Below are 24702 nucleotides of genomic sequence, written 5' to 3' on the forward strand. Positions count from 1 at the left end.
CTAAATAGTGCATGACTCTGCAACATTGCAGACTTCTGCAAGTTCCGTACGGTGGAAGTCGTGCACTCCACCGGCCTCCGCGAAGCGAAGAAAGCGGCCACCCGCTCGGCGCTCGCCCGCGCCGTGCTCCGGTTGTCCACCCGGGCCGGCATCGACCATGTGACGATCGACGCCGTCGCGGCCGAGGCCAACGTCTCGGTCCGGACGTTCCACAACTACTTCAGCGGCAAAGAGGACGCGCTGCTGTATTTCGTGTCGTCGCTGTTCGACACGATCGTGGAACGAATCGAGGCCCGGCCGACGGACGAGAGTTTCTTCTGCTCGGTCCGCACGGCTCTCATCGATGCCGCCACCTCGCCCGATGTCGGCGACCCCGCCGAGATCGTCGCGCTGCTACGCCTTCTCGACACCGATCCCGGGTTGACGGCCAGGTCCCGGGACATGGAGTTGGGCGACACCGTCGAGGCCCGACTCGCCGAGTTGTGCGCACAGCGCGGCCAGCCGGCACACACCCTGTACCCGCGACTGGTCCTGCACAACGCGATCACCACCATCCGCGTCGCCCTCGAATTCTGGGTGACGCATCACGACGACACCGCAGACGAGCCGGCTGACCTGGCCTCGGTCCTGGAGTCCGCCTTCGATCAGCTGGCATCCGGCCTGTCGCAACCGATCCCACCCATGAACGATCTCGCCGTCCCATCCCCCGAGGAGCTTTGACGTGGCAACACACCTGTACCGACTAGGGCGATGGGCGTTCGAGAACCGCCTCAAGACCATCGCGATCTGGGTTCTGGTCCTCATCGGACTGGGCATCGGCGCGAGCCTTCTCGCCAAACCGACCTCGGAATCGTTCTCGATCCCGGGCATCCCGTCGGAGAAGGCGCAGGACCTGATGGTCGAGCGCTTCCCCGGTGAGGCGACTTTCGGTTCCGACATCGGCGTCACGTATGTCGTTCGCGCACCGGAGGGTTCGACGCTGACCGAGCCGCGGTTCCAGGAGGCCATCGACTCGATGGTCGCCGGACTGAAGTCGGTCGAGGACGTCAAGAGCCCCGACTCGATCACCAACCCGTTCGTCTCCTACGGCACCGAGCAGTCACCGGGTCAGCTCCGCGAACTGTCGGCGGCCTTCCAGGAGAAGACCTTCGGCAAGAACGCCGAGGAGGCGGCCGCCGACGCGCAGGCCACGTCACCGATCAACGCGGCGGGCACCGTCGCGCAGCTCGGCGCCTCCTTGAATGTCGAGGCGTCGTCGGACGTCACCGAGACGATGCGCGAACAGATGGACAAGATCGCCGACGACGCGCGCGCTGCGGGGCTCACCGTCGAGATGAAGGGCTCGGCCACCCAGCAATTCGAGCTCGGGATCACCTCTGAGCTGATCGGCATCGGCGTGGGCGCGCTGATCCTCATCCTCACGTTCGCCTCCCTCGTCGCGTGGGGCATGCCGATCATCACCGCGATCGTCGGCGTCGCGATCGGGATGCTCGGCGTCCAGATGGGCACCCACTTCTTCGATCTCAGCAACGAGACCCCCATCCTCGCGACGATGATCGGCCTCGCGGTCGGCATCGACTACGCACTGTTCATCGTCTCCCGCTATCGCCACGAGATCCATCGATCGACGAGCCGGGCCGACGCGGCGGGCAGAGCGGTCGGCACCGCCGGTTCCGCGGTCGTCTTCGCCGGCAGCACCGTGGTCATCGCGCTGGCCGCACTCGCGATCGTGAACATCCCGTTCCTGACCGCCATGGGTATCGCCGCCGCGGGCACCGTCGTCGCAGCCGTGCTGGTCGCCCTCACACTCCTGCCGGCGATCCTCGGCCTCTTCGGCGGCAAGGCCTTCGCCGGACGGGTGCCGCGCCTCAACGCACCCGATGTCGGACCGCATGACGCCGACCGCGTCCACAACGGCCAACGTTGGGTCCAGCGCGTCGTGGCCCGGCCGCGCACCGTGACGGTCGCGATCGTGGGCATCATGATCGTCCTCGCGATCCCGATGGCCGGGCTCAAGCTCGCGCTGCCCAACGACGGGACCGCGGATCCGTCCGAAACACAGCGCCGCGCCTACGACATGGTCGCCGAGGGCTACGGCCCCGGCTTCAACGGACCGCTTGTCGTCGTCGCGGACGGTCGGGCCATCGAGGACACCGGCGAGCGTCTGCGCGCCTTCGACACCCTCGTCGACGACCTCGGTCGTATCGACGACGTCGCGGTTGCCCAGATCGGCGCGGGTGGTCTCAACGAGGCCCAGGACACCGCGAAGATCACGATCATCCCGTCGACCGCGCCGTCGGACGAGGCGACTCCCGCACTGGTCGAAGCGCTCCGTGAGATGGAGTCCCAGGCGCAGGGCGCGACGGGCATCTCGTACGGTGTGACCGGCCAGACCGCGATCGAACTCGACATCTCCGACCGCCTGTCGAGTTCACTGATCCCCTACCTCCTGGTCGTGGTGGGTCTCGCGTTCATCCTGCTGATCATCGTGTTCCGCTCGATCCTCGTCCCGCTGACCGCGGCACTCGGCTTCCTGCTGAGCGTCGCCGCGACCTTCGGTGTGACGGTGGCCCTGTTCACCGATGGCGATCTGGGAATCGTCGACAACCCGCAACCGCTGGTGTCGTTCCTGCCGATCATGTTGGTGGGCATCGTGTTCGGGCTCGCGATGGACTACCAGGTGTTCCTGGTGACCCGGATGCGGGAGGCGTACGTGCACGGCGCCGACGCCAAGACGGCGGTGGTCGAGGGGTACCGGCACAGCGCCCGCGTGGTGGCGGCCGCCGCGGCCATCATGATCTCGGTGTTCGCCGCGTTCATGCTGCAGGACATGGCGTTCATCATGGTGATGGGCTTCGCGCTCGCGGCCGCGGTGTTCTTCGACGCCTTCGTCGTCCGGATGACGCTGATGCCCGCGGTGCTCACCGTCCTGGGTGACAAGGCCTGGTGGCTGCCGCGCTGGCTGGATCGCATCCTGCCCGAGGTCGACATCGAGGGCGAGAAGCTGGGACTCGGCAACGCCCCCGCCGGCTCGGCGACGGGGGCCGACGCGGACGCCGAGGTCCGCGCCGGCCGCTGAGGCAGATCAGTCGACCCGGAACTCCCCGAGTTCGGACCAGCTGTCCCCGTCGATCGTCGTGTTGATGACGTCGGGGGTGCGCTGCAGGTACTTGGGGAGTTCCTGCTGGGCCTGCTTGAAGTGCGGAGCGGTGACGTGCGCCTCGGCGGCGTCGTCGTCGAAGGCCTCGACCAGCACGTAGGTGTTCGGGTCCGCCAGCGACCGCGACCAGTCGAACCACTTGTTGCCGGGTTCGGCGCGCGTCGCCTCGGTGAACTCACGTGACAGCTCGGGCCACTCGTCGGCGTACTCGGGCTTGATCGGGAACTTCACGACGATGAGGATCATGACTCGACCCTAGTACTCCGCGTGAGGACGAAGCGTCGCAGAATGCGACCGGGACGGCTGTCCCAGAATGTGTCACGAAGTGTTCCACCCGGAAGGCGGGATTCACGAGACCCCGATCGCGGCAGGGCATAGAGTGTGAAACAGACAACAATTGTCCTCACTTCAGGCTGCAATGGAGGCACCATGCCGGACATCACGAAGTTCTACATCGACGGCCAGTGGGTCGAGCCCGCCGAGCTCAATCTCATCGACGTCATCAACCCGGCCACCGAGAAGTCGGCCGGTCAGGTCGCGATCGGCAGTGCCGCCGACGTCGACGCAGCGGTCGACGCCGCTCGTCGCGCATTCGTCACCTGGGGTCAGACCACCGTCGAAGAACGCCTCGAGGTCCTCAACCGGATCATCGCCGAGTACCAGAACCGCATGGGCGATCTCGCCGCCGCGGTCACCGAGGAGATGGGTTCGCCCGTCGGTCTCACCAACGCCGCCCAGGTACCCATCGGACTCGGCCACCTGATGACCGCCGCCGCGCAACTCCCCGACTTCACGTTCGTCGAGGACCGGGGCAGCTCGCGCATCGCCAAGGAGCCGATCGGCGTGTGCGGCTTCATCACTCCGTGGAACTGGCCGCTCAACCAGGTGATGTGCAAGGTCGCCCCGGCTCTGGCCACCGGCTGCACCATGGTCCTCAAGCCGTCGGAGGTCGCACCGTTCTCGGCCGCGATCGTCGCCGAGATCTTCGACGCCGCGGGCGTTCCCGCCGGTGTCTTCAACCTCGTCAACGGTGACGGCCCCGGCGTCGGTGCCGCGCTGTCGAGCCATGAGGGCATCGACATGATCTCGTTCACCGGTTCCACCCGGGCCGGCATCGAGGTCGCCAAGAGCGCGGCGCCCACCGTCAAGCGCGTCGCCCAGGAACTGGGCGGCAAGAGCCCGAACATCATCCTCGACGACGAGGACTTCGCGAAGAACGTCGCGGGCGGCATCGCGACGATGATGATGAACTCGGGCCAGTCCTGCAACGCCCCGAGCCGGATGCTGGTCCCGGCGGGTCGCGTCGACGAGGTCGCCGAGATCGCCAAGGGCGTCGCCGTCGAGCTCACCGTCGGCGACCCGACCACCGACGTGAAGCTGGGTCCGGTGGTTTCCGAGGCGCAGTTCGACAAGATCCAGGGCCTCATCGAGCGCGCCCTCGCCGACGGTGCCACCGCGGCCGTCGGCGGCGCCGGCCGTCCCGAGGGCCTCGAGACCGGTTACTACGTGAAGCCGACCGTGTTCACCAACGTCACCAACGACATGGAGATCGCCCGCACCGAGGTGTTCGGCCCGGTCCTCGTCGTGATCGGCTACGACTCGATCGACGAAGCGATCAAGGTCGCCAACGACACCGAGTACGGCCTCGCCGGCTACGTGTCGGGCCAGGACGTCGACGAGGTGCGCCGCATCGGTTCGCAGATCCGCGCCGGCTCGATCTCGCTCAACGGCGCGCAGCTCGACCCGAGCGCACCGTTCGGCGGTTACAAGAAGAGTGGCAACGGCCGTGAGTGGAGCGACTACGCCTTCGACGAGTTCCTCGAGGTGAAGTCGCTGCTCGGCTTCGGCGCCTGACCGACCGGGTTTCCGGGTGAGGGATGCGTATCGGACTCCGATACGCATCCCTCACTTCTTCCGACCGGGTCGCCGTTAGGATCTGGCGCATGCAGATCCCCGTCGCGTCCGACGCCGGCCCGGTCCTCGACGCCGAGGTCGTCGGCGAGGGCGAACCGCTCCTGCTCATCGGCGGCATGTCCGCACACCGCGGGATGTGGACCGACGAACTCCTCGACGCGCTGACGCCGTATTTCTCGGTGGCCGTCTACGACCACCGCGGCATCGGGACGAGCAGTCGCGCCGACGGTCCGTTCACCATCGCCGACCTGGCCGCCGACGCCCGCGGCATCCTGGACGGCCTCGGCTGGGACGCCGCCCATGTTCTGGGCACCTCCATGGGCGGCATGATCGCGCAGGAACTCGCTCTCGCCGCACCGGACCGCGTGCGCAGTCTCGTCCTCGGGTGCACGACCGCGGGCGGCCCCGGGGCGATCGGTGCACCCGGCGCGGTCCGCCTCGTCGAGGCGATCTCCTCCCGCGACGCGGCGCGCGTCGCGCGCACGGCATTCGAGGTCAACCTGTCAGCCGCGTACACCGCCGGCGCCGGCGCGTTCGACCACTTCGTGTCGATGTCGACGCAGCGGCGCGTGCCCTCGGCGGTCGTCGCGTGGCAGGCGGGTGCCTGCGCGGGACACGACACCCGCGACCGGATAGGGACACTCACCATGCCCACCGCGGTCATCCACGGAGACGTCGACGAGGTGATCGCGGTCGCCGAGGGTGAGCGCCTCGCCGACCTGATCCCGCAGGCGACCCTGGAACGATGGACCGGCGTCGGGCACATGTTCTGGTGGGAACGTCCCGAGGAGACCGCCGAGGTCATCCGAAAAAATGCGCTCGGGCGGTAACGCCGGTCCCCTCTCCGAACGACATCCCTGACATCGGCACCGTGTGATCGGGTGGCCGCGTATGTCAGGAGCTCCATGTCGCACTCGCACAGCGAACCGCCCGTCCCCTCCACCCCCGCGGGCCAGACGCCCGAGTCGCCACGCAGATTCTCACCCCGACGCCGCATCCTCACCGGGATCTCGGTGGTCGCGATCCTCACGCTCGGCCTGTTCGGGGCGAGCACCCTGCTCAACACGTCGAACACCGCGAATGCTCTGCGCGGACACCCCGAGGTCTTGCGCAAGGGCTGTACCTGGGACTCTTCGGGCAACTACGTCCAGAACTGCAAGGTGTGGTCGGAGTCGCAGCAACGCGAGGTGATCGTCCAGATCCGCGCGTCCAGCGGCAGCGACAGCGGCGTCTACCTGCTCGACGGCATGCGGGCCAGCGAGGCCCGCTCGGCGTGGACCACCGACGTCCAGGCCGCCAAGGTCTACGACGCCAAGGCCGACACCACCCTGGTCATGCCGGTCGGCGGCGCGTCGTCGTTCTACACCGACTGGGATGGCGGCGCCGGCGACAAGAACACGGTCATCAAGCAGGAGACGTTCCTGACCTCGGAGCTGCCGGGCTATCTCGAGAGCGAGTTCGGCGTGGCGCGCAACAACAACGCGATCATCGGACTGTCGATGTCCGGCGGTCCGGCGGTCACCCTCGCCGAGCGCCACCCGGAGCAGTTCAAGGTGGTCCAGGCGATGTCCGGTTACTACCAGACCGACAACCCGGTCGGCGCCCTCGGCGTCATGGCCACTCAGACGATGGTGTCGAACTACGTCAACGGTGTCGTGAACATGTGGGGTGCGCCGGGAAGCACCCGCTGGACCGACAACGATCCGTCGAAGAACCTCACTCAGCTCGCCGACAACGGCCAGGTCCTGATCATCTCCTCGGGTAACGGCTTCCTGACCCCGTCGGAGATGGCCAAGTTGTCGCCGCAGGATCAGCTCAGTGCGATGGCACTCGAGATCCTGTCGGCGGTGTCGACCGTGCTCATGCAGCTGCAGGCGAAGCAGGCCGGCGTATCGGTGATCTCCTTGCCGAACTACGGCGGCCACACCTGGGAGAACTGGGGACGCGCCCTCGGCGACGGCAAGGAGCACGTGCTGACCACGCTGCGCAACAACCCGCCGGTGACCGCGAAGACCACCGTCGTCTCCGCCTCGGGCAACCCTGATCCCGAGGGCCCCGCGAAGGTGACCCTCGCGGCCAAGAAGGCGGCCGAGGAATCGCCGGCCCTCGACCTCTCGGGCCTGTCGGCGCGCGGCTCGTCGGCGAGCGAATCCGCTTCGGAGTCGGCGTCCTCGACATCCGAGTCGTCGGCATCCGAGTCGTCGGCATCCGAATCCCCCTCGGCCGGACTCGCACCGTCCGCGGTGTCGGGGTCGGAATCGGTGGATGCCTCCGTCCCGGAGTCGGCCACCAGCGCGGAGTCGAGCGCGCCGAGCGCGCCCCGGCTCGCCCCGAAGGGTCCGGCCTCGTCCACGCCCGCGACCTCGAGCAGCACCCCGGTTCCGTCCCGCTGAACGGCCCCGCCCCCTCACGGTTTCCGTTCCCGCTCACCAGAATCGTGTGAGCGGGAGCGGAGTACGCGAGCGAACGAATCCGCCGGCCGCGCCTGCTGCTAGCGTTCAGCCATGACCGCCGACCCTGATCTCGCCGATCTCGTCGGCCTCGACACGACCCTCGTGGTCGTCGCCTCCGGAGTGATCCTCGTCTGGGGACTCGCCCTGGGCGTCTGGAAATACCACGGCATCCGCACCTCGCCGGACCGGACGGCTCACATCTACGTGGACATCGCCCACCGTGCGGCGCTGATGTACTCGTTCGCCACTCTCGTGCTGGCGGCGCTGGTCGAACTGAGCGCCTTCCCGACGACCGTCAACGTGATCGCAGCGGCGGTCCCGATCGTCTTCTTCGTCGCCGCAATCGCCGCGTACTGCATCCACGGGGCCCTGCGGGACACCACGAATCAGTTCGTCGACCCGACTCCCGGCACGTACCTGTTCATGCTCGCGCTCATCGTGGGTGAGATCGGCGGCGTACTGGTACTGGTGGCCGGGGTGCTGGTGCGGTTGGCCTGAGAGCCGACCGGGATCTCACCGATCCCCGGTGTGCCCGCGCAGCCAGGTCGTGACGGCGTCGAGCACCACCCCTTGCTCGGGCTCGTTGAAGATCTCGTGGAACAGGTCGTCGTAGATGACGAGTGTCTTGTCCGCGGACCCGGCCAGCCTCTCCACGAGCTCGCTGCCGCGCGGGTCGGTGAGCGCGTCCTCGCTGCCGTGCATCACCAGGATGGGCAACTGCAGCGACGGCAGGCGTTCGGGGAACGACCGCATGGTGCCGATCATCGCCCCGCCGAGTCCGGCCGGGATCTTGCCGCGCGTCACCAGCGGATCGGCGTCGTAGGCGGCGACGACGGCCGGGTCCCGGGAGATGCTCGACGAACTCAGCTCGGTGGTGGGCAACCCCGGTGCGATCCGGCCGATCAGCGGCGCGAATCGGACGGCCAGGTCGGGCAGGTCGTCACCGGGCAGCACGGCCGCCCCCGAGAGGATCAGCCCGTCGAGCCTGTCCTGGTGGTCGAGCGCGTAGTCGAGGGCGATGCACCCGCCCATGCTGTGCCCGATGAGGAACGTCGGGATGCTCCCGTCGGCGACGTGGGCGAGGACGGTGTCGAGGTCGTCGGTGAAGTCGGCGAACCGGCGCAACCGGAGGCGCTTGCCGCCCGATCGGCCATGACCGACATGGTCGGGGATCGCCACGAGGTAGCCCTCGGCGACGAGACGATCGGCCACATGCAGGTACCGGCGTCCGTGCTCGGCGAGGCCGTGCACCACCACGACGACGCCGCGCGGACTCTCTCGGGGACGGTAGACGTCATAGACGATGGTGTGCCCGTGCCGACCGCGAAAACTGTGCTCTTCCGGTGTCATTCCCTGATCTCGTTTCGGTGTTCAGTGCCAGCCCAGTCGCGCGACCACGGACCTGCCCGCCGACTCCAGGGCGCCCAGCGGCCGGAGCGCGGCCTCGCCGATGCCGACGAGCGTCTCGACCCGTCCGACGACCCGCTCGAGCCGTCCCACGACGTCGGACATGCGGTCGACGGTGGCGTCGACCTGGTCCAGGGTCCCCGACAGGCGCACGAGCGTCGAGTCGAGCTTCGCGATGGTCGAGTTCAGCCCGTCCATCGTGGGCCCGAGCCCGTCGAGGGTCTCCCCCATGTCGGCGAGGATGCCCTCGAGTTGTTCGACGGTCACGTCGGCGTTCAGTGCGGCTTGTGCCAGCTTCTTGATGCGCTGACGTTCCGGCGGTCTCGATGATGTGTGCTCGCCCCTGTCGGCCATGAGGTGGATTATGACCCATTCCGGCCGGGCCGGGTGCGGGGTCGGGCGAACCATTCGAGGCTCGGGGAGCGCAGGCGCCCCGCACCGCTCACGCCAGCTGCGGGGCGACCTTCGAGGCGACGAGTTCGAGGTGGTCGCGATCCGACAGGTCCAGGGTCTGCAGATACATGCGCGTGACGCCCAGCTCACCGTAGGTCGCGATCTTCGCGGCCACCTCGTCGGGCGTTCCCGCCGCGCCGTTCTCACGCAACTCCGCCGGCTCTCGGCCGATGGCCTCGGCCCGGCGCCGGAACTCCGCTTCGTCGCGGCCGCAACACAATACGAGCGCGGCCGAGTAGGTGAGGGACTCCGGATCGCGACCGGCGTCGACGCACGCCGTGCGAACGCGTCCGATGAGATCGCCGGCGACGTCGAGCGGTTGGAAGACGACGTTGAACTCGTCGGCGAAACGCGCCGCGAGCGCGGGCGTCCGCTTCTTGCCACTGCCGCCGATGATGATCGGCGGGCGCGGGCTCTGCACGGGTTTGGGCAGGGCCGGCGACTTCGAGAGGCGAAAGTGCTTGCCCTCGTGGTCGAATTCATCACCGAGCGGGGTCTGCCACAGCCCGGTGATGATCTCGAGGTTCTCCTCGAGGCGTTCGAAGCGCTCCTTCAGCGGCGGGAAGGGAATCCCGTACGCCTCGTGCTCGCGCTCGTGCCAGCCCGTACCGATACCCAATTCGACACGGCCACCGCTCATCTGGTCGACCTGGGCGACTGCGATCGAGAACGGCCCGGGAAGGCGGAAAGTCGCCGACGACACCAGGGTCCCCAACCGGATGCGTGAGGTCTCGCGGGCCAGCCCGGCCAGCGTGATCCACGCATCGGTGGGTCCGGGCAGACCGTCGCCACCCATGCCGGTGAAGTGATCGGAACGGAAGAAGGCGTCGTAGCCCAGTTCCTCGGTCGCCTTGGCGACGGTGAGCAGGTCATCGTAGGTCGCACCCTGCTGGGGCTCGGTGAAAATTCGCAGCTGCACGTTTTCAACCTACGCCCGCTGGGCACCCCACCGACGGCGAGGCGGCGTGCGATCGGACCCCATCCGGCCCGACGGCCATTCCGAATCGCTCCACGCACGACACCGTTCCTCGACAAAGGAGTTCACCATGAAGACGGTCACGCGCACAGCCCTCGGATTCGTCGTCGCGGCCGCAGGTGCGACCGCGGTATCCCTCGCCGCCGCACCGTCCGCCGGCGCCGCCCCCGCAGTATGCCCGGCACTCCCCGGCCAGTCCTCATCCCAGGCCTCGTGCAGTGCGGAATCCGGACCCTCCGGACTGGCACTGGCCATCACCGACAACGGCGGTGTCGCCACCTCGACCGCCGACAACTTCGCCGGGCCCGCGGCGATCGCACTCGGCCCCGGCGCGACGGTCACCATGGACGGAGTACGCCCCGGTCTGGCCATCGGCATCGCGGGGCCCGGCGGTGAGGTCGTCGTCGACGGCAAGAACGGGCCGACCTGCAAGGGACCGGCTTTCGCGGGCGACTTCCAGACCTTCAAGGGTTGCCTGTCCTGACCGCCCCGCACCCCACCGGGATCCGGTGGCGAAATGCGCACCAATACAGCGTCTTTCGCTACGACATCCCGGTGGGGACCAGCGCGTCAGGACAACAGACCCCGCACGTACGCCGCCTGGCCGATGTGCTGGGTGTCGTCGTCGATCACGCTGATCAGCCGCACGCCCAGCGTGACCGGCGGATCCCAGTTGTGGTCGACGATGCGGTCGAGATCTGAATCCGTCAGCCCGCCGATGTAGTCGGCGCTGACGGCGTGAGTGGCGTCGTAGTAGTCCCGAAGCAGTCCGGCGTCGTCCACGATCGCGCGTGCGGCCTCGTCGGCCGATTGCCCGTACCCGATCTCGCCCGGGGAGAACGGGAGATCGAAGCGGTCGGCCCATCCACCGGCCGCCCAGACCTCCTCGGTGCCGGCGACATCGGCGATGTGGGAATCCTGCACGCGCGTCAGATGCCAGACGAGCCATGCGATGGTGTTGGTACTGGGCGCGGGCGCGGTGTTCAAGAGCTCCGGCGTGGCCCCGTCGAGTACAGCGTGAACGTTCTCGGCCACTCGCCCCAGACCGTCGAGCAACACCTCGGAAGATCGCATGGTGCAAGTTTAGGTTCGCCGTGGGCACAACGATGGCGACTCCACCGATCCGACAGCATCATTCCTCCGGTGTCAGAACCGAACACCCCGCGGAAGATCCGCTTCAACGCCTTCGACATGAATTGCGTTGCGCACCAATCGCCCGGACTGTGGCGTCACCCCGACGACCGGTCGTGGAACTACAACACCATCGACTACTGGGTCGACCTCGCACGATTACTGGAGACCGGCGGATTCGACGGCCTGTTCATCGCCGACGTCCTCGGTACCTATGACGTGTTCGCCGGCAACGACGAAGCCGCCATCCGCCAGGGTGCACAGGTCCCCGTGAACGACCCCCTGCTACTCGTCTCCGCGATGGCGCACGCCACCGAGCACCTCGGCTTCGGCGTCACCACCGGTACCGGCTTCGAGCATCCCTACCCGTTTGCGCGGCGACTGTCGACACTCGACCACCTCACCCGCGGCCGCATCGGCTGGAACGTGGTCACGGGCTACCTCCCGGCCGCGGCCCGCAACATGGGCGCCGACGACCAGCTCGAGCACGACGAGCGCTACAACCAGGCCGACGAGTACCTGACCGTGCTGTACAAGCTGTGGGAGGGTTCCTGGGAACGCGACGCGGTCCTCCGTGATCGCGAGGCGGGCATCTTCGCCGACCCGGCCCGGGTCCATCACATCGGCCATCACGGCACCCACTTCACCGTGCCGGGAATCCACCTGGCCGAGCCGTCGCCGCAGGGATCGCCGGTCATCTATCAGGCCGGCGCCTCGCCCCGGGGACGCCGCTTCGCCGCGGAGAACGCGGAGGCCATCTTCGTCGCCGCACCGACCAAGGCCATCCTGCGCGATGTCGTGAGCAAGGTGCGCGATGAGCTCGTCCTCGCCGGGCGCGACCCATACGACGCGAAGATCTACACGCTGCTGACGATCATCACCGATTCGACTCCGGAGGCCGCCCGCGCGAAGGCCGCGGAGTACCAGTCCTATGCCAGCAGCGAAGGCGCGCTGGTCTTCATGTCGGGCTGGATGGGCATCGACCTCGCGAGCTACGAGATCGACGAACCGATCGGCAACGTGCACAGCAACGCGATCCAGTCCGCGGTGGCGGCATTCCAGCAGGCCGGCGACACCGGCGAGGAATGGCGTGTGCGGGACATCGCCGCGTGGGGCGGCATCGGCGGAATGGGCCCGGTCCTGATCGGCTCCGGCGACGAGGTGGCAGAAGCCCTGCAGGACTGGGTGACCGAGACCGACGTCGACGGTTTCAACGTCGCGTACGCGGTGACACCCGGATCTTTCGAGGACATCATCACCCACGTGGTGCCCGCCCTGGAGCGGCGCGGACTCTACGACCGCGCCTACGTCCCGGGTACCCTGCGCCACAAGCTCTTCGGCCGCGGTGACCAGTTGCCCGAGAACCACCGGGGGTCGACGTATCGGGTCGGTGGGGCCAACTCGACCATCGACGATTCGATCAGGAAGACCACACAGCTCGCCGGCGCGAAAGGCGATCTCCGGTGATCGAGGTGGCGGGCCTGACCAAGGTCTTCGGGGTCGGGTCACCGAATCCGACGACGGTCCTCGACGACGTCGATTTCACCGTCGATGCCGGTGAGATCTTCGCCGTCGTCGGGCCGTCGGGTGCCGGCAAGAGCACGCTCGCCCGCTGTCTGAACCTGTTGGAACGTCCGACCTCCGGGAAGGTCGTCGTGAACGGCGAGGATCTCACCGCGCTGGGCACCTCGGGCCTGCGCGATGCCCGGCGCCGGATCGGGACCGTGTTCCAGTCGGCAAGTCTGCTGTCCCGCCGCACCGCGGCGCAGAATGTCGCTCTTCCACTCGAATATCTCGGTGCCACACAGCGATCGACCGCGTCGCGCGTCGGTGAACTGCTCGACCTGGTCGGTCTCGCCGACAAGGCCGACCGGTACCCGCATCAGCTGTCCGGGGGTCAGCGACAGCGCGTCGGGATCGCACGGGCTCTGGCGCTCAAACCGTCGGTCCTCCTGTCCGACGAGGCGACGTCGGGCCTGGATCCAGCTGCCACGGACACATTTCTCCGACTCCTCACCGACGTGCGGGACGAACTGGGTCTCGCGGTGGTGTTCATCACCCATGAGATGGACACCATCGTGCGGGTCGCCGACACGGTCGGCCGACTCGACCATGGCCGCATCGTCGAGCACGGCCGCCTGGATCGGCTTGTCCTCGACCCGGATTCGGTTCTGGGGCGCGCACTTCGACCGCGTGGTCCGAGCGCCGAAGCGGCATCCGCCGAGACTCCGGTCTCCGTCGTCTACAACTCCTCGACCGTCCCCGCGGACTGGCTGACGCGTCTGGGCAAACGGCTCGATCTCCCCATCTCGGTGCTCGGCGCCAACGTCCAGACCATCGACGGGACCGTCTTCGGCGACCTCACCGTGTCGGTGCCGACCGGGCACGCGTCGGCATTCATCGGGGCCGCAGGCGAACTCGGGCTGGCCGCACGCCTTCTCACCGACACCCCGGCATCGGGTGACTCCGCCACCACCACAACCGATGGCTCCGCCACGAAGAGCCCGGGGGTGGCCGCATGAGTACCACGTACTCGGCGAACATCACGGTGCCGCTCGACGAGATCCCCGACCTGCTCATCCCGGCGGCGATCGACACGGTCCTGATGGTGAGCATCGTGATGGTCGTCGTCCTGGTGGTGGGTGTCCCGCTGGGCGCGCTCATCCACAACCTCGCTCCCGGTGGTCTTTTCGCGAGACGATCGCTGCACACTCCGCTGTCGTGGGTGATCAGTATCGGTCGTTCGCTGCCCTTCCTGGTGTTGATGACGGCGATCATCCCGTTCACCCGCCTGATCACCGGCACCAACATCGGCATAGCCGCGGCGGTGGTCCCGATGTCGATCGCCGGAATCGCCTTCTTCACACGGATCGTGGAGAACTCCCTGCGGTCGGTCCCGGCGTCGACCATCGACGTCGCACGCGCCTCCGGGGGTTCCAACGCGCAGATCATCTGGAAGGCACAGGTTCCCGAGGCACTGCCGAGCATCGTGGGCGGACTGACGATCAACACGATCGCGATGATCGAGTACTCCACCATCGCCGGCACCATCGGAGCCGGCGGACTCGGCTACGTCGCGGTCACCTATGGATATCAGCGCTTCGACCAGGGAGTCATGGTCGCGACCATCATCGTGCTCATCGTGACGGTGGCGATCATCCAGGTCGCCGGCGACGCTCTCGCCCGCAGTCTCAACCCGGTCACGTCCCGCCGGGTCAACCGCTGAACCTCACAAGCCCGAAGTCTGCTGCTCCCTGTTCGGGGAGTCGCCGACCCACTGCCGCCCTGTCCCCGGCAGCCACCAACCCACCCCCGAAAGGCCACTCATGACACAGGACACCGGTTCGACCACCGAGACCTCACCCGATTCCCCCTCGCCACCGGGAGATTCCGGCATCGAGATCTCGGCCCGACGACGCTGGCCGCTGATCGTCGGTGCGCTGGTCGTGGTCGCCGTCATCGCCGCGGTGATCGGCTGGCGATTCCTCGGCTCCGACTCGACGTCACCCAACGAGACCGCCGGTGCGACGCTGACCGTCGTGACCGCCGAGGGCAATGCCTCCGAGCAGGCACTCGTCGAGTTCGTCGCCGACGAGGTCGCACCCCGGTACGACATCAAGGTCGCGTTCAAGGGCCTGTCCGACTCCACGACGCTCAACCGCGCGGTCAGCGACGGTGAGGTCGCCGGCACCGTCTATCAGCACAAGCTGTGGCTGTCGCAGGTCCTCGAGGCGAACCCGGACTTCCAGGAGGAAGCCGCGACCCCGGTCTTCCGCTGGGGCTTCGGCATCTGGTCGGACAAGTATCGCGACGTCGCCGACCTGCCGCAGAACGCGCGCGTCTCCCTGTATTCCGATCCCGCGAACGAGGCGCAGGGACTCTGGCTGCTCGAACGCGCCGGACTCATCACGCTCAAGCCGGGCGTGGACAAGTGGAAGGCGACGCAGAAGGACATCGCCACCAACCCGCGCAATCTGCAGTTCGTGCTGCTCGATTTCGCCGCCCAGTCGCGCTCACTCGCCGACCTCGACGCGACCGTCGGCTACACCGAGTACTACCTCGCCGCGAACATCGACATCGCCAAGCAGATCTACGCCCCGCCCGCTCCCGACGAGTTCGCCGGGCAGCTGACCATCGGGACGCAGTGGAAGGACACCGAGAACATCACGAACCTGGTTGCCGCGTTCAAGGATCCTGCCGTGCAGGAGTTCCTGCGTACCGATCCTCGGGTGAAGGGCATCCTGCTGCCGCTGTGAGCAGCGGGAGCGCCGGCGCACGCCTCGTCAACGCACCCGGGTCGCCCATCGCGTCCCGGGTGCGGGGCGCATAGGCTCACCGCGTGAGCCGCACACATCACGGGCACGGTCACGCGCACTCGCTGTCCGACATCAGCCACACGCTCTCGCCGTTCGCCCGATGGTTCGTCATCGGCACGCTCGCCGTCACCGCGGTCGCGGTCGCCGTCGGGATGGTCGTCCTGTGGCCGTCGGAATCCGAGCACCCGATCCCCACCCAGTTCCGTTCCGCCGACGGCGGGCCGATCACCACGGTCGACGGCGAGATCGTGGACCAGTTCCATGCGAACTGCCTCAACTCGGTGGCGGGATCGGTGCTCGAGACCGCGGACATCCCGGTGAACCCGGTCCCCGGCGGCCCGTGCATCCTCAACGCGGTCCGGTTCTCCTCCGGCGACGTGGCCGGCCAGTACACCGTTCTGGAGATCCCCACCAACCGGGCGCAGGCCGGGTCGGGGCCCGACACCGTGGCGCCGGCGGCCGGCACCCTCGACGACCCGCAGGCAGGCCAGCCGACGTTGAACGTCGGGGACGGCATCCGGCTCTCGACCGTGCCCGGCCCCGACGGCAACCGCTACACCTTCTTCGACTTCCAGCGTGGGCCGGCGATCATCTTCTGGGCGGTGCTGTTCATCGCCGCGATCGTGCTGGTCGCCGCCTGGCGCGGCTTCCGCTCGATCATCGGGCTGGCGATCGCCTTCGGGATTCTCACCGTGTTCACCCTGCCCGCCATCCTCGACGGCGCGTCCCCGGTCGCGGTGGCGGTGGTCTCGTCGGCGGCGATCCTGTTCGTCGTCCTCTACCTCGCCCACGGGGTGAGCCTGCGGACCAGTTCGGCTCTCCTCGGGACGTTGACCTCTCTGCTGCTCGCGGGATTCCTCAGCTGGCTCGCGATCCGGACGATGAACCTCACCGGACTCTCGGGTGATCAGACCACCAATCTGCAGGTGTACCAGGGCAACATCTCGGTCAGTGGTCTCCTGCTCGCCGGGTTCATCATCGGCACCCTCGGCGTCCTGAACGACGTCACGATCACCCAGGCCTCGGCGGCCTTCGAACTGGCCGCGGCCGGCGAACCCTCACGGCTGGCCACGTTCCGCGCCGCGATGCGTGTCGGCCGTGACCACATCGCGAGCACCGTCTACACACTCGTCTTCGCCTACGCGGGCAGCGCTCTGCCGCTGATGCTGCTGTTCTCGGTGGCCCAGCAACCGCTGGGCGGACTGCTCACGACCGATGTCGTGGCGGTTGAGCTGGCCCGCTCGTTCGTCGGCGGTATCGCGATCGCGCTGTCGGTTCCGCTCACGACAGCGATAGCCGCCGCGCTCACCACCCCGGCCGGCGCCGGAAAAGACGGTCGCCGCGCACGCCGCGGCCTGACGGCGCTCAGCACCGTCCCTTCGGCAGGTCGGCCAGGTTCTTGCCGAGCCAGTTGCCCAGTCGCGTCAGCATCTTGGTGCCGTCGGTGAACGATCCGCTACGCGGTATGGCGGCCATCGACACCGCGACCTGACCACCGGTGGTGCTGATGATGCCCAGTTGCCGGACGAGATGCGCCGAGGATCTCGACGTCGCCGGACCCCAGCCGCCCTTGACCGCGGTCACCGCACCCTGACTGCGTCCCACCTTCGCGATTCCCCACTGCTGGTTCGGGGCAACGGCACTCATCAGCCGGACGATGTGCTCGCTGTCGGGGAGACACGGCAGATGGGCGCCGAAGATCGCCTGATCGCGCAACGCCCACGCGGTGTACCCGGGATACGACGGCGGGTTGTCGACCTCGGAGGACACGTGCGTCCGGACATCGTGCCCCTCACGCAAGACCGCGCTGACGGCATCGACGGAGGCGTGCCCACCGCCGAGGACTCCCCACAGTTCACCGGCCGCGTCGTTGTCGGAGAACGTGATCGCCTTGTCCTCCATCGCGGCGACCGCCGGCCCACGCTCGCGTTGCGCGGCAAGTGACACCGGTACCTTCATCGTCGACCACGCACGCCCGGACTTGAGCGATCCGAGTGAGATGACCTCGTCGCCGCCGACCGGCACGATCGCGATCCCGAGCTGGCCGGGCAACGACTTCCGCATCGACTTCGTCAGTGCGGCATAGCTTTTCGCCAGTTTCTTGTCGAGCGGCTCGGGTGGTTTGAACCACGTCGCGAAGGGCTCCGGCAGCGGCGGCAGCACGGGGAGCGGTATCGCCGTCGCCGAGCCCGCGCCGATCACCACCGACATCACGACCGCGCAGAACACCACGCCGATCCTTGTCACAACTTTCACAATTGTCTCCTGAGTCACTCCAGACACATGAGACTATGGCGGTTCGAGTTCTCGAACCAGGCTGTATACCCAATCGGGACCTAGCTGGGACCGGTGTCACACCTGCCCGAGAAGTGATCAGGCGGAACAGCGACCACGCGGTAGACGGGCCAGGTTGCTGTTGAGCCAGTTCGCCACCGAGTTCAATGCCGCGACACCACCCGACATCGAGCCCCCGACCGCGCTCATCGCCACCGCAGCCCGTTGACCGTCGCGGAAGGTGAGGATTCCGATCTGCCGGACCAGGTATCCGTCCGTGACACCCGGGCCCCAGCCGCCCTTGACGGCGGTGGCACGCGGTGCCGGCATGATCTCGATGCCCCACTGTTGGTTGCCGGCCACCTGCCCCATGAGCGCGACCACATTGCGCGCACCTTCCAGGCAGGGCAAACCGGCAGTGAACGTCGCCGCGTCGGGCAACGACCACACCGTCTGTCCGAAGACCGTGAAGCCGGCGCGACGCTGTGTCGCCGGGACGACCGTCGTGGTGTCGCCACCGTCGCGCAACACCGCGGTCACCGCACCGGCCGCCGATTGTCCACCGCCGAGCGAGGACCAGAGACTCTCCGCGGCGGCGTTGTCGGAATCGACGATCGCGGCGCGCGCCGAAGGACTCGGGCCGTTGGCGCGTTCCGCGGCGACCGCCAGCGGCACCTTGATCGTCGACCACGCCACCCTCGGCGCGTCGTCACCGAGCGTCAGTGCCGGGACGGCCGACCCCCCGACGGGCGCGATCGCCATGCCGACCGTCAGGCCGGTCGACGCCGCGACCTTGCGGAAACTGGCTGCCAGGCCCCCGAACGCGGCAGGAGGAACAGTCGACGACGCGGTCGGCGCGTTCGGACCGGGCGCGGGTGTCGATGCGGAGGGGTCCGCGGTCACCGTGACCGTGACCGGTTCGACGGGCTCCGGCTCGGGTCCGCCCGCGCATCCCGCGAGAAGCGCGGCCATGCCCAGTGCGATCGCACCTGTCATCCGGGGCTTCGGACTCGACGTACGCCGGGACTGCTGTTCGGTGATCCCCATCAGTAGATGTGCACCACGGCGTCGTTGCCTCCGCGGCAGGCGACGATCGCGCCCTCGGGCACGCAGTTCATCGCATAGGCCTGGCCGGTGACCGGGCTGATCGCAACCACGACGCGCGGGGACCGCGCAGCCCCCGACACCGCGTAGGCGTCGCGGACTGCGAACGCGAACGGGCAACTGGTCACCGAGGTACCGATCCCGACCGTCGCATCGCACGGGCTCGAGCCAGGAGGCGGCGCTGCCGGGGCCGGGGGTGCCGGCGGGGCGTTCTGGACGGTCGGCGGAGGTGCGACCGTCTCGGTCACCGTCGGCGTGGTCGGTTCGTCGTCGGCCCGCGTGGTGGTGTCGTCGCCCGAGCCCGCGATCAGGACGCCGCCGAGGACGGCGAGCCCGACGAGCGCCACCGCGATCAAGGCGATCAGCACCGGAATCGCGACCGAGCGGCGCTGGGCCGGCGGGTATGCGGGCGGATACCCGGGTGGTCCGTACGCCGAGGCCCCCTCGTGCGGACCCGAGAAGCCTGGCGGATACCCCTGATCCCGACCCCCGAGGTACTGGGCACCCGAATAGTGCTGCGGCGGCGCGTAACCGTGCGGGCCCGAGAACTGCTGCGGGCCGGAGAGCTGCTGCGGGCCGGAGAGCTGCTGCGGGCCGGAGAGCTGCGTGGTCCCGGCTCCCGCCTCAGGACCCGTCGTGTGCCGTACGAGGGTCGGTTCGTACACCGGGTCGGTGGGCGCGATGACCGTGTCCGGCGCACGCACGACACCGGTCGGCGCCTCCGGCGCTGCGGGCGCCGGCTTGACGAGGATCGGCCCCGACCGGACATCGTCCACGCCCCCGGCGAGAGCGGCGCGGGCCGCCCGGGCGAGCGCGAGCGCGGAGCCGTGGCGCACCGCGGGGTCGGCGGCCAGGGCCGTGCGGATCACCTCGTCCATCGCGGGCGGTACGTCGGCGTTGACCGCACTGGGTGATGGCGGCGGTGACAGCACCGCCGCCTTGATGGCCGCGCTCACCGTCTTCGCCGGGTGCGGCACGCGGCCGGTCAGACACTCGAAGAGGACACATGCCAGGGCGTAGATGTCGCTGGCAGCGCTGACCTGCGCGGCGTCGAAGAGCTCCGGCGCCATGTAGGCGATCGACCCGACCGCCGTACCGGTCTGGGTGAGGTGGGTGTCCTCGGCAGCGTGCGCGATACCGAAATCGACGAGGTAGGCGAAGTCGTTGGCGCCGACCAGGATGTTCTCCGGCTTGATGTCGCGGTGCACGAGCCCCTCGGAATGCGCGGCGTCGAGCGCTGCGGCCACCTGCTCGACGATCGACACCGCGCGTTCAGGGGCGAGCCGGGTGTTCTGCGTCAGAAGCGCGCGCAGATCCTCGCCCGCGACCAGGCGCATGTCGATGAACAGCACCCCGTCGATCTCACCCCAGTCGTGAATCGGGATGACGTGGGGCTCCCCGAGCCGTGCCGCGGCATGCGATTCGCGGCGAAACCGCTCCTGGTACATCGGATCGTGGGCCAGTCCGGGATTGAGCAGCTTGAGCGCGACGACCCGATCCTTGGTCGTGTCGTATGCGCGGTAGACCTCGCCCATCCCACCGCGGCCCAGCAACTCGTCGAGGCGGTACGGCCCGAACTGTGTGTTGACCCGACTCCCAGCCATACGCAGGAGCATATGCCCCCAATCGGACACCGTCTGTCGGCCGCTCGATTGCAACTTCCCCGCCGGGACATCGCGTCGGGCGCCCGAAGGCGTGGCCTCGCATGGCCGCCTCACATGACTACGCTGTCCGTATTCGGCCCGCTCGCTCCGCTCCCGGCGCGAGGCGGAACCGGCCCGCTCGCTCCGCTCCCGGCGCCAGGCGCCCCGACTCATGTGAGGAACCGCCCGGACATGTCTGCTCTGACCAAAGGCCAGAACGGCCCGTTGCCGACCCCCGATGTCATCGTCTCCGTGGATCTCGCGACCGCCGCCGACCTATCGGCGCTGCTGGTGACCGACCGTGGCGTCGTACGCACCGACGACGACTTCGTCTTCTACAACCAGCCCTCGGGACCGGGCGTCCGGTTGCAGCAGGCTCCGGGAGGTGGTGCGCAACTGTACGTCTCGACGACCGGGATTCCAGCGGACATCGATGCGGTGCGCGCGGTGATCACCCTCGACGACGCGTCGTCGACCTTCGGCCGGTTCGCACCGCCGGTTGCGCGGGTCACCGACGCCGCCGGCCGCCCTCTGTATGACTTCACCATCACCGGTCTCACCAGTGAGTCCGTTGTCGTCGCGCTCGAGGTGTACCGCCGACACGACGACTGGAAGGTTCGTGCGGTCGGGCAGGGATACGCCGGTGGTTTCGCCGACCTCGTCCGTGACCACGGCGTGAGCGTCGACGACGAACCGCACGCTGCACCCGCCCCGCCGGCGCCGGTCAGCTACTCACGTCCGGCTGCGCCCACGCCGCCCCCGGCACCCCCGGCCACCCCGCCGCAGCCCGCCGCGGTGCCGCAACCCCCGGCCCCGCCGTCGTCCCCGGAGATCAGTCTCCGCAAGGGCGCGCCCGTCAGCCTGACCAAAGGGCAGCGGGTGACCCTCCGCAAAGAAGGCGGCGTGGCGCTCACCGACATCCAGATGGGGTTGGGATGGGACCCGGTACGCGGCGGATTCGGCCGGGGCGGCTCGATCGATCTCGACGCCTCGGTGCTCATGTTCTCGGGTGGGAAGTGCGTGGAGACCGTCTACTACGGCCATCTCAACAGCAAGAACCGTTCGATCCTACATTCCGGGGACAACCTCACCGGCGAGGGCGAGGGCGACGACGAGGTCATCCGCGTTGCGCTGCAATCGGTCCCACCCCAGATCGACGCGTTGATGTTCATCGTCACGTCCTACCGGGGCCACACATTCGAGAAGATCGAGAACGCCTACTGCCGTCTCGTCGACGAGACGACCTCGGCCGAGCTGGCCCGCTACACCCTCAAGGGCGGTATGCCGTTCACCGCCGTCGCGATGGCTGTCATCTCCCGCGACGGCGGCGAATGGAAGCTCCGGGCGATCGGCGACGGTTTCAACGCGAAGACACCGAAGAAGGCCATATCGCACGTCGGCACATACCTCTGAGACCGATCGATCAGATCACGCCGTGCAGGGGCGGCTCCTCGCCGCGCAGCACCCAACGGCCGATGTGCTGGTACTTCCAGCGGACCGGATCGTGGAGCGTGTGAGTGCGGGCGTCACGCCAGTAGCGGTCGAGACCGCTCCCGGCTGCGGCACTGCGGGTTCCGCTCACCTCGAACAGCGCCGAGGCCACCGGCGTGGCAACCCGATCGGCGACCGCCTTGGCCGTGGCGACGGCGATCGACGCCTCGGCGACGGCAAGCGACGCGTCGACGCCGGCGCGACCCGACTCCCCCGACGCCGCACCCACGGCCGTGTCGACCCGACGGCCGGCGGCCGCAAGAGTCGCCTCGGCGGTCGCCACATCGACCTCCAGCTCGCCGAATCGCTGGACCACGAGCGGATCGTCGACGGCGCGATCGACCTCGGCCTCGAACCACGGCCGTGACTTGGTGCGCACGAACTCGGCCGCCTCCCGCAGCGCACCCCGCGCGATCCCGACGTCGATCGCCACATGCAGCAACTGGGCGAACGCGCCGTACCCGGTGGGTGTGGACGTGGCCGGTGCGCGCGCCACCAGATCTTCGACCCCCACTGTCACCCCGGTGAAGCGGACGGTCCCCGAACCGGTCGTGCGCTGCCCCACGGCATCCCAGTCATCGACGATCTCCACGCCGGCGGCGTCGGCCGGGATGAACGCGACGTACTCCCCGGGCACGAGGTCGCCGACGGCGACGTCCGATTTCGCGAGGACGGCCAGGGTGTCTGCGAAAAGTGATCCGGTGCAATAGAACTTCTCACCGTCGAGGACGAATCGCGTCGGGGAGCCCTCCCCCACCGGGCTCAACCGCGTCGAGATGTCGGCGATGGTCTTGCCGCCCCGCTCGGACTGGGCATTGGCCACCCGCCCGCCGCCGAGCACGTCGGTGAAGATCCGCTCCTGCAACGCCGGTCCTGCCGACAGCCGGACGAGGTTGAGGTAGACGAAGTGGCTGTGCGGGATCTGCGCGATGCTCGCGTCCGCCGCGGCCAGGATCGACACCACCTCCGCCAGCACGCTGGGCCGCACGTCGAGACCCCCGAAACGGGCGGGGACGGTGAGCGCCAGCAGACCGGACTCCGAGAGCCGATCGATCTCGGCATGGGGCAACCGCCGCTCGCGGTCCCGTTCGGCCGCCCCGACCGCGAACTCTGCGGCCAGTTCGCGGGCCACGGACAACGCCTCGGCGTCGGTCCCGATTCGCGTCGCGGACCGTCGGCCCTGGCTCACTGCGGTCACGCCACTCCCGCAGCAGTCCGAGATGACTCGCTCTGGGCGCCCTCGATCTCACGGACCAGGGGAAGGACCTTTTCCCCGAAGTACTCGATCTCCTTCTGGAAGTGCAGGAAGCCGCCGAGGATGAGGTCGACGCCCAGACGCTTGTAGGCGACGATGCGCTCGGCCACCTGCTCCGGGGTACCGATCAGTTGCGTGCGGAAGCCGTCGTTGTACTGGACGAGGTCCTCGAACGAGGAGTCGGCCCACATGCCCTTCTTGTCGCCGGTGGAGTTGCCGGCCTGCTGCACGGCGTCCCGGAAGCCCTCCACCGCCGGACGATTCGCCTTCTCGACGATCTCGCGCAGGGTGTCGCGGGCCTCCTTCTCGGTGTCGCGCGCGATGATGAAGCCGTTGAGCCCGAACTTCACCTCGCGCTCGTGAGCGCGTGCGACGGCGCGGAGGTCGTCGAGTTGTTCGGTGACGCCGTCGAAGTCCTTGCCGTTGGAGAAGTACCAGTCCGCGTAGCGACCGCCGTTGTTGCGGGCGGCCGACGAGTTCCCGCCCTGGAACAACTCCGGGTTCGGACGCTCAGGGGTGTTGAGCGGCTTGGGCTTCAGCGTGAAGTCGTGGATCCGGTAGAAGTCACCGCGGTAGTCGACCTCGTCCTCGGTCCAGATCTTGCGGATCACCTCGAGGAACTCGCCGCTGCGCCGATACCGCTCGTCGTGCTCGAGCCACGGCTCGCCGAGATGGGTGAACTCGTCCTTGAACCAGCCGCTGACGACGTTGATCGCGAAGCGGCCCTTGGACAGATGGTCGGCGGTCGCGCCGAGCTTGGCCAGCACGGCCGGATGCCAGAGTCCCGGGTGCACCGCCGCGATGACCTTCAATCGCTGGGTGGCGAGTAGCAGGGCGAGGCTGAAACTGGTGCTCTCGTGCTGGTATTCGGCTCCGTAGCTCGCCTCGTACCGCACCTGTGACAGCGCGTATTCGAACCCGTTGTTCTCGGCGGTCTGCGCGAGTTTGACGTTGTAGTCGTAGTCCCAGCCGGTGCGCTGCTCGATGGTGCTGGTGACCAGCCCGCCGCTGACATTGGGCACCCAGTAGGCGAATTTGATCTGATCCGCGATGGACTCGGTGGACATGGCTACCTCCGCGAGGTGTCGGTGAAATGGGCGAGAAGGGACGTGGTGAGAGTGAAAC

Annotated in this window: 23 protein-coding genes; 13 read left to right on the forward strand and 10 right to left on the reverse strand. The window is 68.3% G+C overall.

The genetic code is table 11. The annotated features are described in order from the left end of the window. Positions 1–51 precede the first annotated feature (51 nt). Positions 52–720 (forward strand): TetR/AcrR family transcriptional regulator, encoded by a 669-nt coding sequence (locus AB4Z55_RS19755; RefSeq protein ID WP_180819300.1) that lies wholly within the window; start codon positions 52–54, stop codon positions 718–720. Between the two features lies 1 nt (position 721). After that, positions 722–3079, forward strand: a complete 2358-nt coding sequence (locus tag AB4Z55_RS19760) for an MMPL family transporter (RefSeq protein ID WP_354560040.1) — start codon at positions 722–724, stop codon at positions 3077–3079. A gap of 6 nt (positions 3080–3085) precedes the next feature. On the opposite strand, the gene AB4Z55_RS19765 is transcribed toward AB4Z55_RS19760, so the two are convergent. Next, entirely contained in the window at positions 3086–3406 is a 321-nt protein-coding gene (locus AB4Z55_RS19765) for a putative quinol monooxygenase (protein WP_064569264.1), read from the reverse strand. Positions 3407–3589: 183 nt separating this feature from the next. Between AB4Z55_RS19765 and AB4Z55_RS19770 the strand changes: the two genes are divergently transcribed. From AB4Z55_RS19770 to AB4Z55_RS19785, 4 genes are all read left to right on the forward strand, one after another. After that, positions 3590–5014, forward strand: a complete 1425-nt coding sequence (locus tag AB4Z55_RS19770; protein ID WP_239400653.1) for an aldehyde dehydrogenase family protein — start codon at positions 3590–3592, stop codon at positions 5012–5014. A gap of 89 nt (positions 5015–5103) precedes the next feature. Next, positions 5104–5904, forward strand: coding sequence for an alpha/beta fold hydrolase (locus AB4Z55_RS19775; RefSeq protein ID WP_004020285.1), 801 nt, complete (start codon positions 5104–5106; stop codon positions 5902–5904). Between the two features lie 75 nt (positions 5905–5979). Next, positions 5980–7467: an alpha/beta hydrolase family protein gene (locus tag AB4Z55_RS19780; protein WP_239400655.1), complete on the forward strand. Its 1488-nt coding sequence runs from the start codon at positions 5980–5982 to the stop codon at positions 7465–7467. A 111-nt stretch (positions 7468–7578) separates the two neighbouring features. Further along, entirely contained in the window at positions 7579–8025 is a 447-nt protein-coding gene (locus AB4Z55_RS19785; RefSeq protein WP_101819181.1) for a hypothetical protein, read from the forward strand. 15 nt (positions 8026–8040) lie between these two features. Here AB4Z55_RS19785 and AB4Z55_RS19790 read toward each other — a convergent pair whose 3' ends face one another. The 3 genes from AB4Z55_RS19790 to AB4Z55_RS19800 all read right to left on the reverse strand — a co-directional run bounded on the left by AB4Z55_RS19790 (position 8041) and on the right by AB4Z55_RS19800 (position 10306). Next, positions 8041–8877, reverse strand: a complete 837-nt coding sequence (locus AB4Z55_RS19790) for an alpha/beta hydrolase (RefSeq protein WP_004020280.1) — start codon at positions 8875–8877, stop codon at positions 8041–8043. A gap of 21 nt (positions 8878–8898) precedes the next feature. Beyond that, a complete protein-coding gene (locus AB4Z55_RS19795; RefSeq protein ID WP_033203633.1) occupies positions 8899–9288 on the reverse strand; it encodes a hypothetical protein in 390 nt (129 codons plus the stop codon). Positions 9289–9376: 88 nt separating this feature from the next. After that, positions 9377–10306, reverse strand: a complete 930-nt coding sequence (locus tag AB4Z55_RS19800; protein ID WP_369520348.1) for an LLM class F420-dependent oxidoreductase — start codon at positions 10304–10306, stop codon at positions 9377–9379. A gap of 127 nt (positions 10307–10433) precedes the next feature. Between AB4Z55_RS19800 and AB4Z55_RS19805 the strand changes: the two genes are divergently transcribed. Next, on the forward strand, positions 10434–10847 hold the full coding sequence (locus tag AB4Z55_RS19805) for a DUF6764 family protein (protein WP_004020276.1): 414 nt from the start codon (positions 10434–10436) through the stop codon (positions 10845–10847). Between the two features lie 86 nt (positions 10848–10933). Here the strand turns inward: AB4Z55_RS19805 and AB4Z55_RS19810 are convergent, their stop codons facing one another. Continuing rightward, positions 10934–11437, reverse strand: coding sequence for a DUF664 domain-containing protein (locus AB4Z55_RS19810; protein WP_369520349.1), 504 nt, complete (start codon positions 11435–11437; stop codon positions 10934–10936). A gap of 69 nt (positions 11438–11506) precedes the next feature. Here AB4Z55_RS19810 and AB4Z55_RS19815 point away from each other — a divergent pair, with 69 nt between their 5' ends. From AB4Z55_RS19815 to AB4Z55_RS19835, 5 genes are all read left to right on the forward strand, one after another. Beyond that, positions 11507–12961 carry an LLM class flavin-dependent oxidoreductase gene (locus AB4Z55_RS19815; RefSeq protein ID WP_369520350.1) on the forward strand — a complete coding sequence of 485 codons (1455 nt, stop codon included), beginning with the start codon at positions 11507–11509 and terminating at the stop codon, positions 12959–12961. Continuing rightward, positions 12958–14016: a methionine ABC transporter ATP-binding protein gene (locus AB4Z55_RS19820; protein WP_369520351.1), complete on the forward strand. Its 1059-nt coding sequence runs from the start codon at positions 12958–12960 to the stop codon at positions 14014–14016. The genes AB4Z55_RS19815 and AB4Z55_RS19820 overlap by 4 nt, the downstream gene beginning before the upstream one ends. Continuing rightward, a complete protein-coding gene (locus AB4Z55_RS19825; RefSeq protein ID WP_354560025.1) occupies positions 14013–14720 on the forward strand; it encodes a methionine ABC transporter permease in 708 nt (235 codons plus the stop codon). Before AB4Z55_RS19820 ends, AB4Z55_RS19825 begins: the two co-directional genes overlap by 4 nt. 100 nt (positions 14721–14820) lie before the next feature. Further along, positions 14821–15750 carry a MetQ/NlpA family ABC transporter substrate-binding protein gene (locus AB4Z55_RS19830; protein ID WP_369520352.1) on the forward strand — a complete coding sequence of 310 codons (930 nt, stop codon included), beginning with the start codon at positions 14821–14823 and terminating at the stop codon, positions 15748–15750. Positions 15751–15833: 83 nt separating this feature from the next. Then, entirely contained in the window at positions 15834–17258 is a 1425-nt protein-coding gene (locus AB4Z55_RS19835) for a YibE/F family protein (protein ID WP_369520353.1), read from the forward strand. Here AB4Z55_RS19835 and AB4Z55_RS19840 read toward each other — a convergent pair. From AB4Z55_RS19840 to AB4Z55_RS19850, 3 genes are all read right to left on the reverse strand, one after another. Next, on the reverse strand, positions 17176–18021 hold the full coding sequence (locus tag AB4Z55_RS19840) for a hypothetical protein (protein WP_369521036.1): 846 nt from the start codon (positions 18019–18021) through the stop codon (positions 17176–17178). The genes AB4Z55_RS19835 and AB4Z55_RS19840 overlap by 83 nt on opposite strands. A 162-nt stretch (positions 18022–18183) precedes the next feature. Further along, positions 18184–19131 (reverse strand): hypothetical protein, encoded by a 948-nt coding sequence (locus AB4Z55_RS19845; protein ID WP_248645032.1) that lies wholly within the window; start codon positions 19129–19131, stop codon positions 18184–18186. Then, the gene (locus AB4Z55_RS19850; RefSeq protein ID WP_369520354.1) at positions 19131–20792 is read right to left on the reverse strand and encodes a serine/threonine-protein kinase; all 1662 of its coding nucleotides are present in this window, start codon (positions 20790–20792) and stop codon (positions 19131–19133) included. The genes AB4Z55_RS19845 and AB4Z55_RS19850 overlap by 1 nt, the downstream gene beginning before the upstream one ends. Positions 20793–21023: 231 nt before the next feature. On the opposite strand from AB4Z55_RS19850, the gene AB4Z55_RS19855 reads away from it, so the two are divergent. After that, a complete protein-coding gene (locus AB4Z55_RS19855) occupies positions 21024–22244 on the forward strand; it encodes a TerD family protein (RefSeq protein WP_369520355.1) in 1221 nt (406 codons plus the stop codon). 10 nt (positions 22245–22254) lie between these two features. On the opposite strand, the gene AB4Z55_RS19860 is transcribed toward AB4Z55_RS19855, so the two are convergent. Together AB4Z55_RS19860 and sfnG are read right to left on the reverse strand one after the other, a co-directional pair. Further along, positions 22255–23520 (reverse strand): SfnB family sulfur acquisition oxidoreductase, encoded by a 1266-nt coding sequence (locus AB4Z55_RS19860; RefSeq protein WP_064569256.1) that lies wholly within the window; start codon positions 23518–23520, stop codon positions 22255–22257. Then, entirely contained in the window at positions 23517–24644 is a 1128-nt protein-coding gene (gene sfnG / locus AB4Z55_RS19865; protein WP_369520356.1) for a dimethylsulfone monooxygenase SfnG, read from the reverse strand. Before sfnG ends, AB4Z55_RS19860 begins: the two co-directional genes overlap by 4 nt. Between the last annotated feature and the right edge of the window lie 58 nt (positions 24645–24702).

It is taken from the genome of Gordonia sp. ABKF26, assembly GCF_041103195.1.
In the GTDB taxonomy this organism is placed as follows: domain Bacteria; phylum Actinomycetota; class Actinomycetes; order Mycobacteriales; family Mycobacteriaceae; genus Gordonia; species Gordonia terrae.

Coding starts and splice junctions, on each gene's coding strand:
- AB4Z55_RS19855 (WP_369520355.1), top strand. CDS start 21,024: ATGTCTGCTCTGACCAAAGGCCAGAACGGCCCGTTGCCGACCCCCGAT.
- AB4Z55_RS19830 (WP_369520352.1), top strand. CDS start 14,821: ATGACACAGGACACCGGTTCGACCACCGAGACCTCACCCGATTCCCCC.
- AB4Z55_RS19850 (WP_369520354.1), bottom strand. CDS start 20,792: ATGGCTGGGAGTCGGGTCAACACACAGTTCGGGCCGTACCGCCTCGAC.
- AB4Z55_RS19795 (WP_033203633.1), bottom strand. CDS start 9,288: ATGGCCGACAGGGGCGAGCACACATCATCGAGACCGCCGGAACGTCAG.
- AB4Z55_RS19825 (WP_354560025.1), top strand. CDS start 14,013: ATGAGTACCACGTACTCGGCGAACATCACGGTGCCGCTCGACGAGATC.
- AB4Z55_RS19785 (WP_101819181.1), top strand. CDS start 7,579: ATGACCGCCGACCCTGATCTCGCCGATCTCGTCGGCCTCGACACGACC.
- AB4Z55_RS19770 (WP_239400653.1), top strand. CDS start 3,590: ATGCCGGACATCACGAAGTTCTACATCGACGGCCAGTGGGTCGAGCCC.
- AB4Z55_RS19765 (WP_064569264.1), bottom strand. CDS start 3,406: ATGATCCTCATCGTCGTGAAGTTCCCGATCAAGCCCGAGTACGCCGAC.
- AB4Z55_RS19810 (WP_369520349.1), bottom strand. CDS start 11,437: ATGCGATCTTCCGAGGTGTTGCTCGACGGTCTGGGGCGAGTGGCCGAG.
- AB4Z55_RS19790 (WP_004020280.1), bottom strand. CDS start 8,877: ATGACACCGGAAGAGCACAGTTTTCGCGGTCGGCACGGGCACACCATC.
- AB4Z55_RS19805 (WP_004020276.1), top strand. CDS start 10,434: ATGAAGACGGTCACGCGCACAGCCCTCGGATTCGTCGTCGCGGCCGCA.
- sfnG (WP_369520356.1), bottom strand. CDS start 24,644: ATGTCCACCGAGTCCATCGCGGATCAGATCAAATTCGCCTACTGGGTG.
- AB4Z55_RS19840 (WP_369521036.1), bottom strand. CDS start 18,021: ATGTCGGTGGTGATCGGCGCGGGCTCGGCGACGGCGATACCGCTCCCC.
- AB4Z55_RS19845 (WP_248645032.1), bottom strand. CDS start 19,131: ATGGGGATCACCGAACAGCAGTCCCGGCGTACGTCGAGTCCGAAGCCC.
- AB4Z55_RS19775 (WP_004020285.1), top strand. CDS start 5,104: ATGCAGATCCCCGTCGCGTCCGACGCCGGCCCGGTCCTCGACGCCGAG.
- AB4Z55_RS19780 (WP_239400655.1), top strand. CDS start 5,980: ATGTCGCACTCGCACAGCGAACCGCCCGTCCCCTCCACCCCCGCGGGC.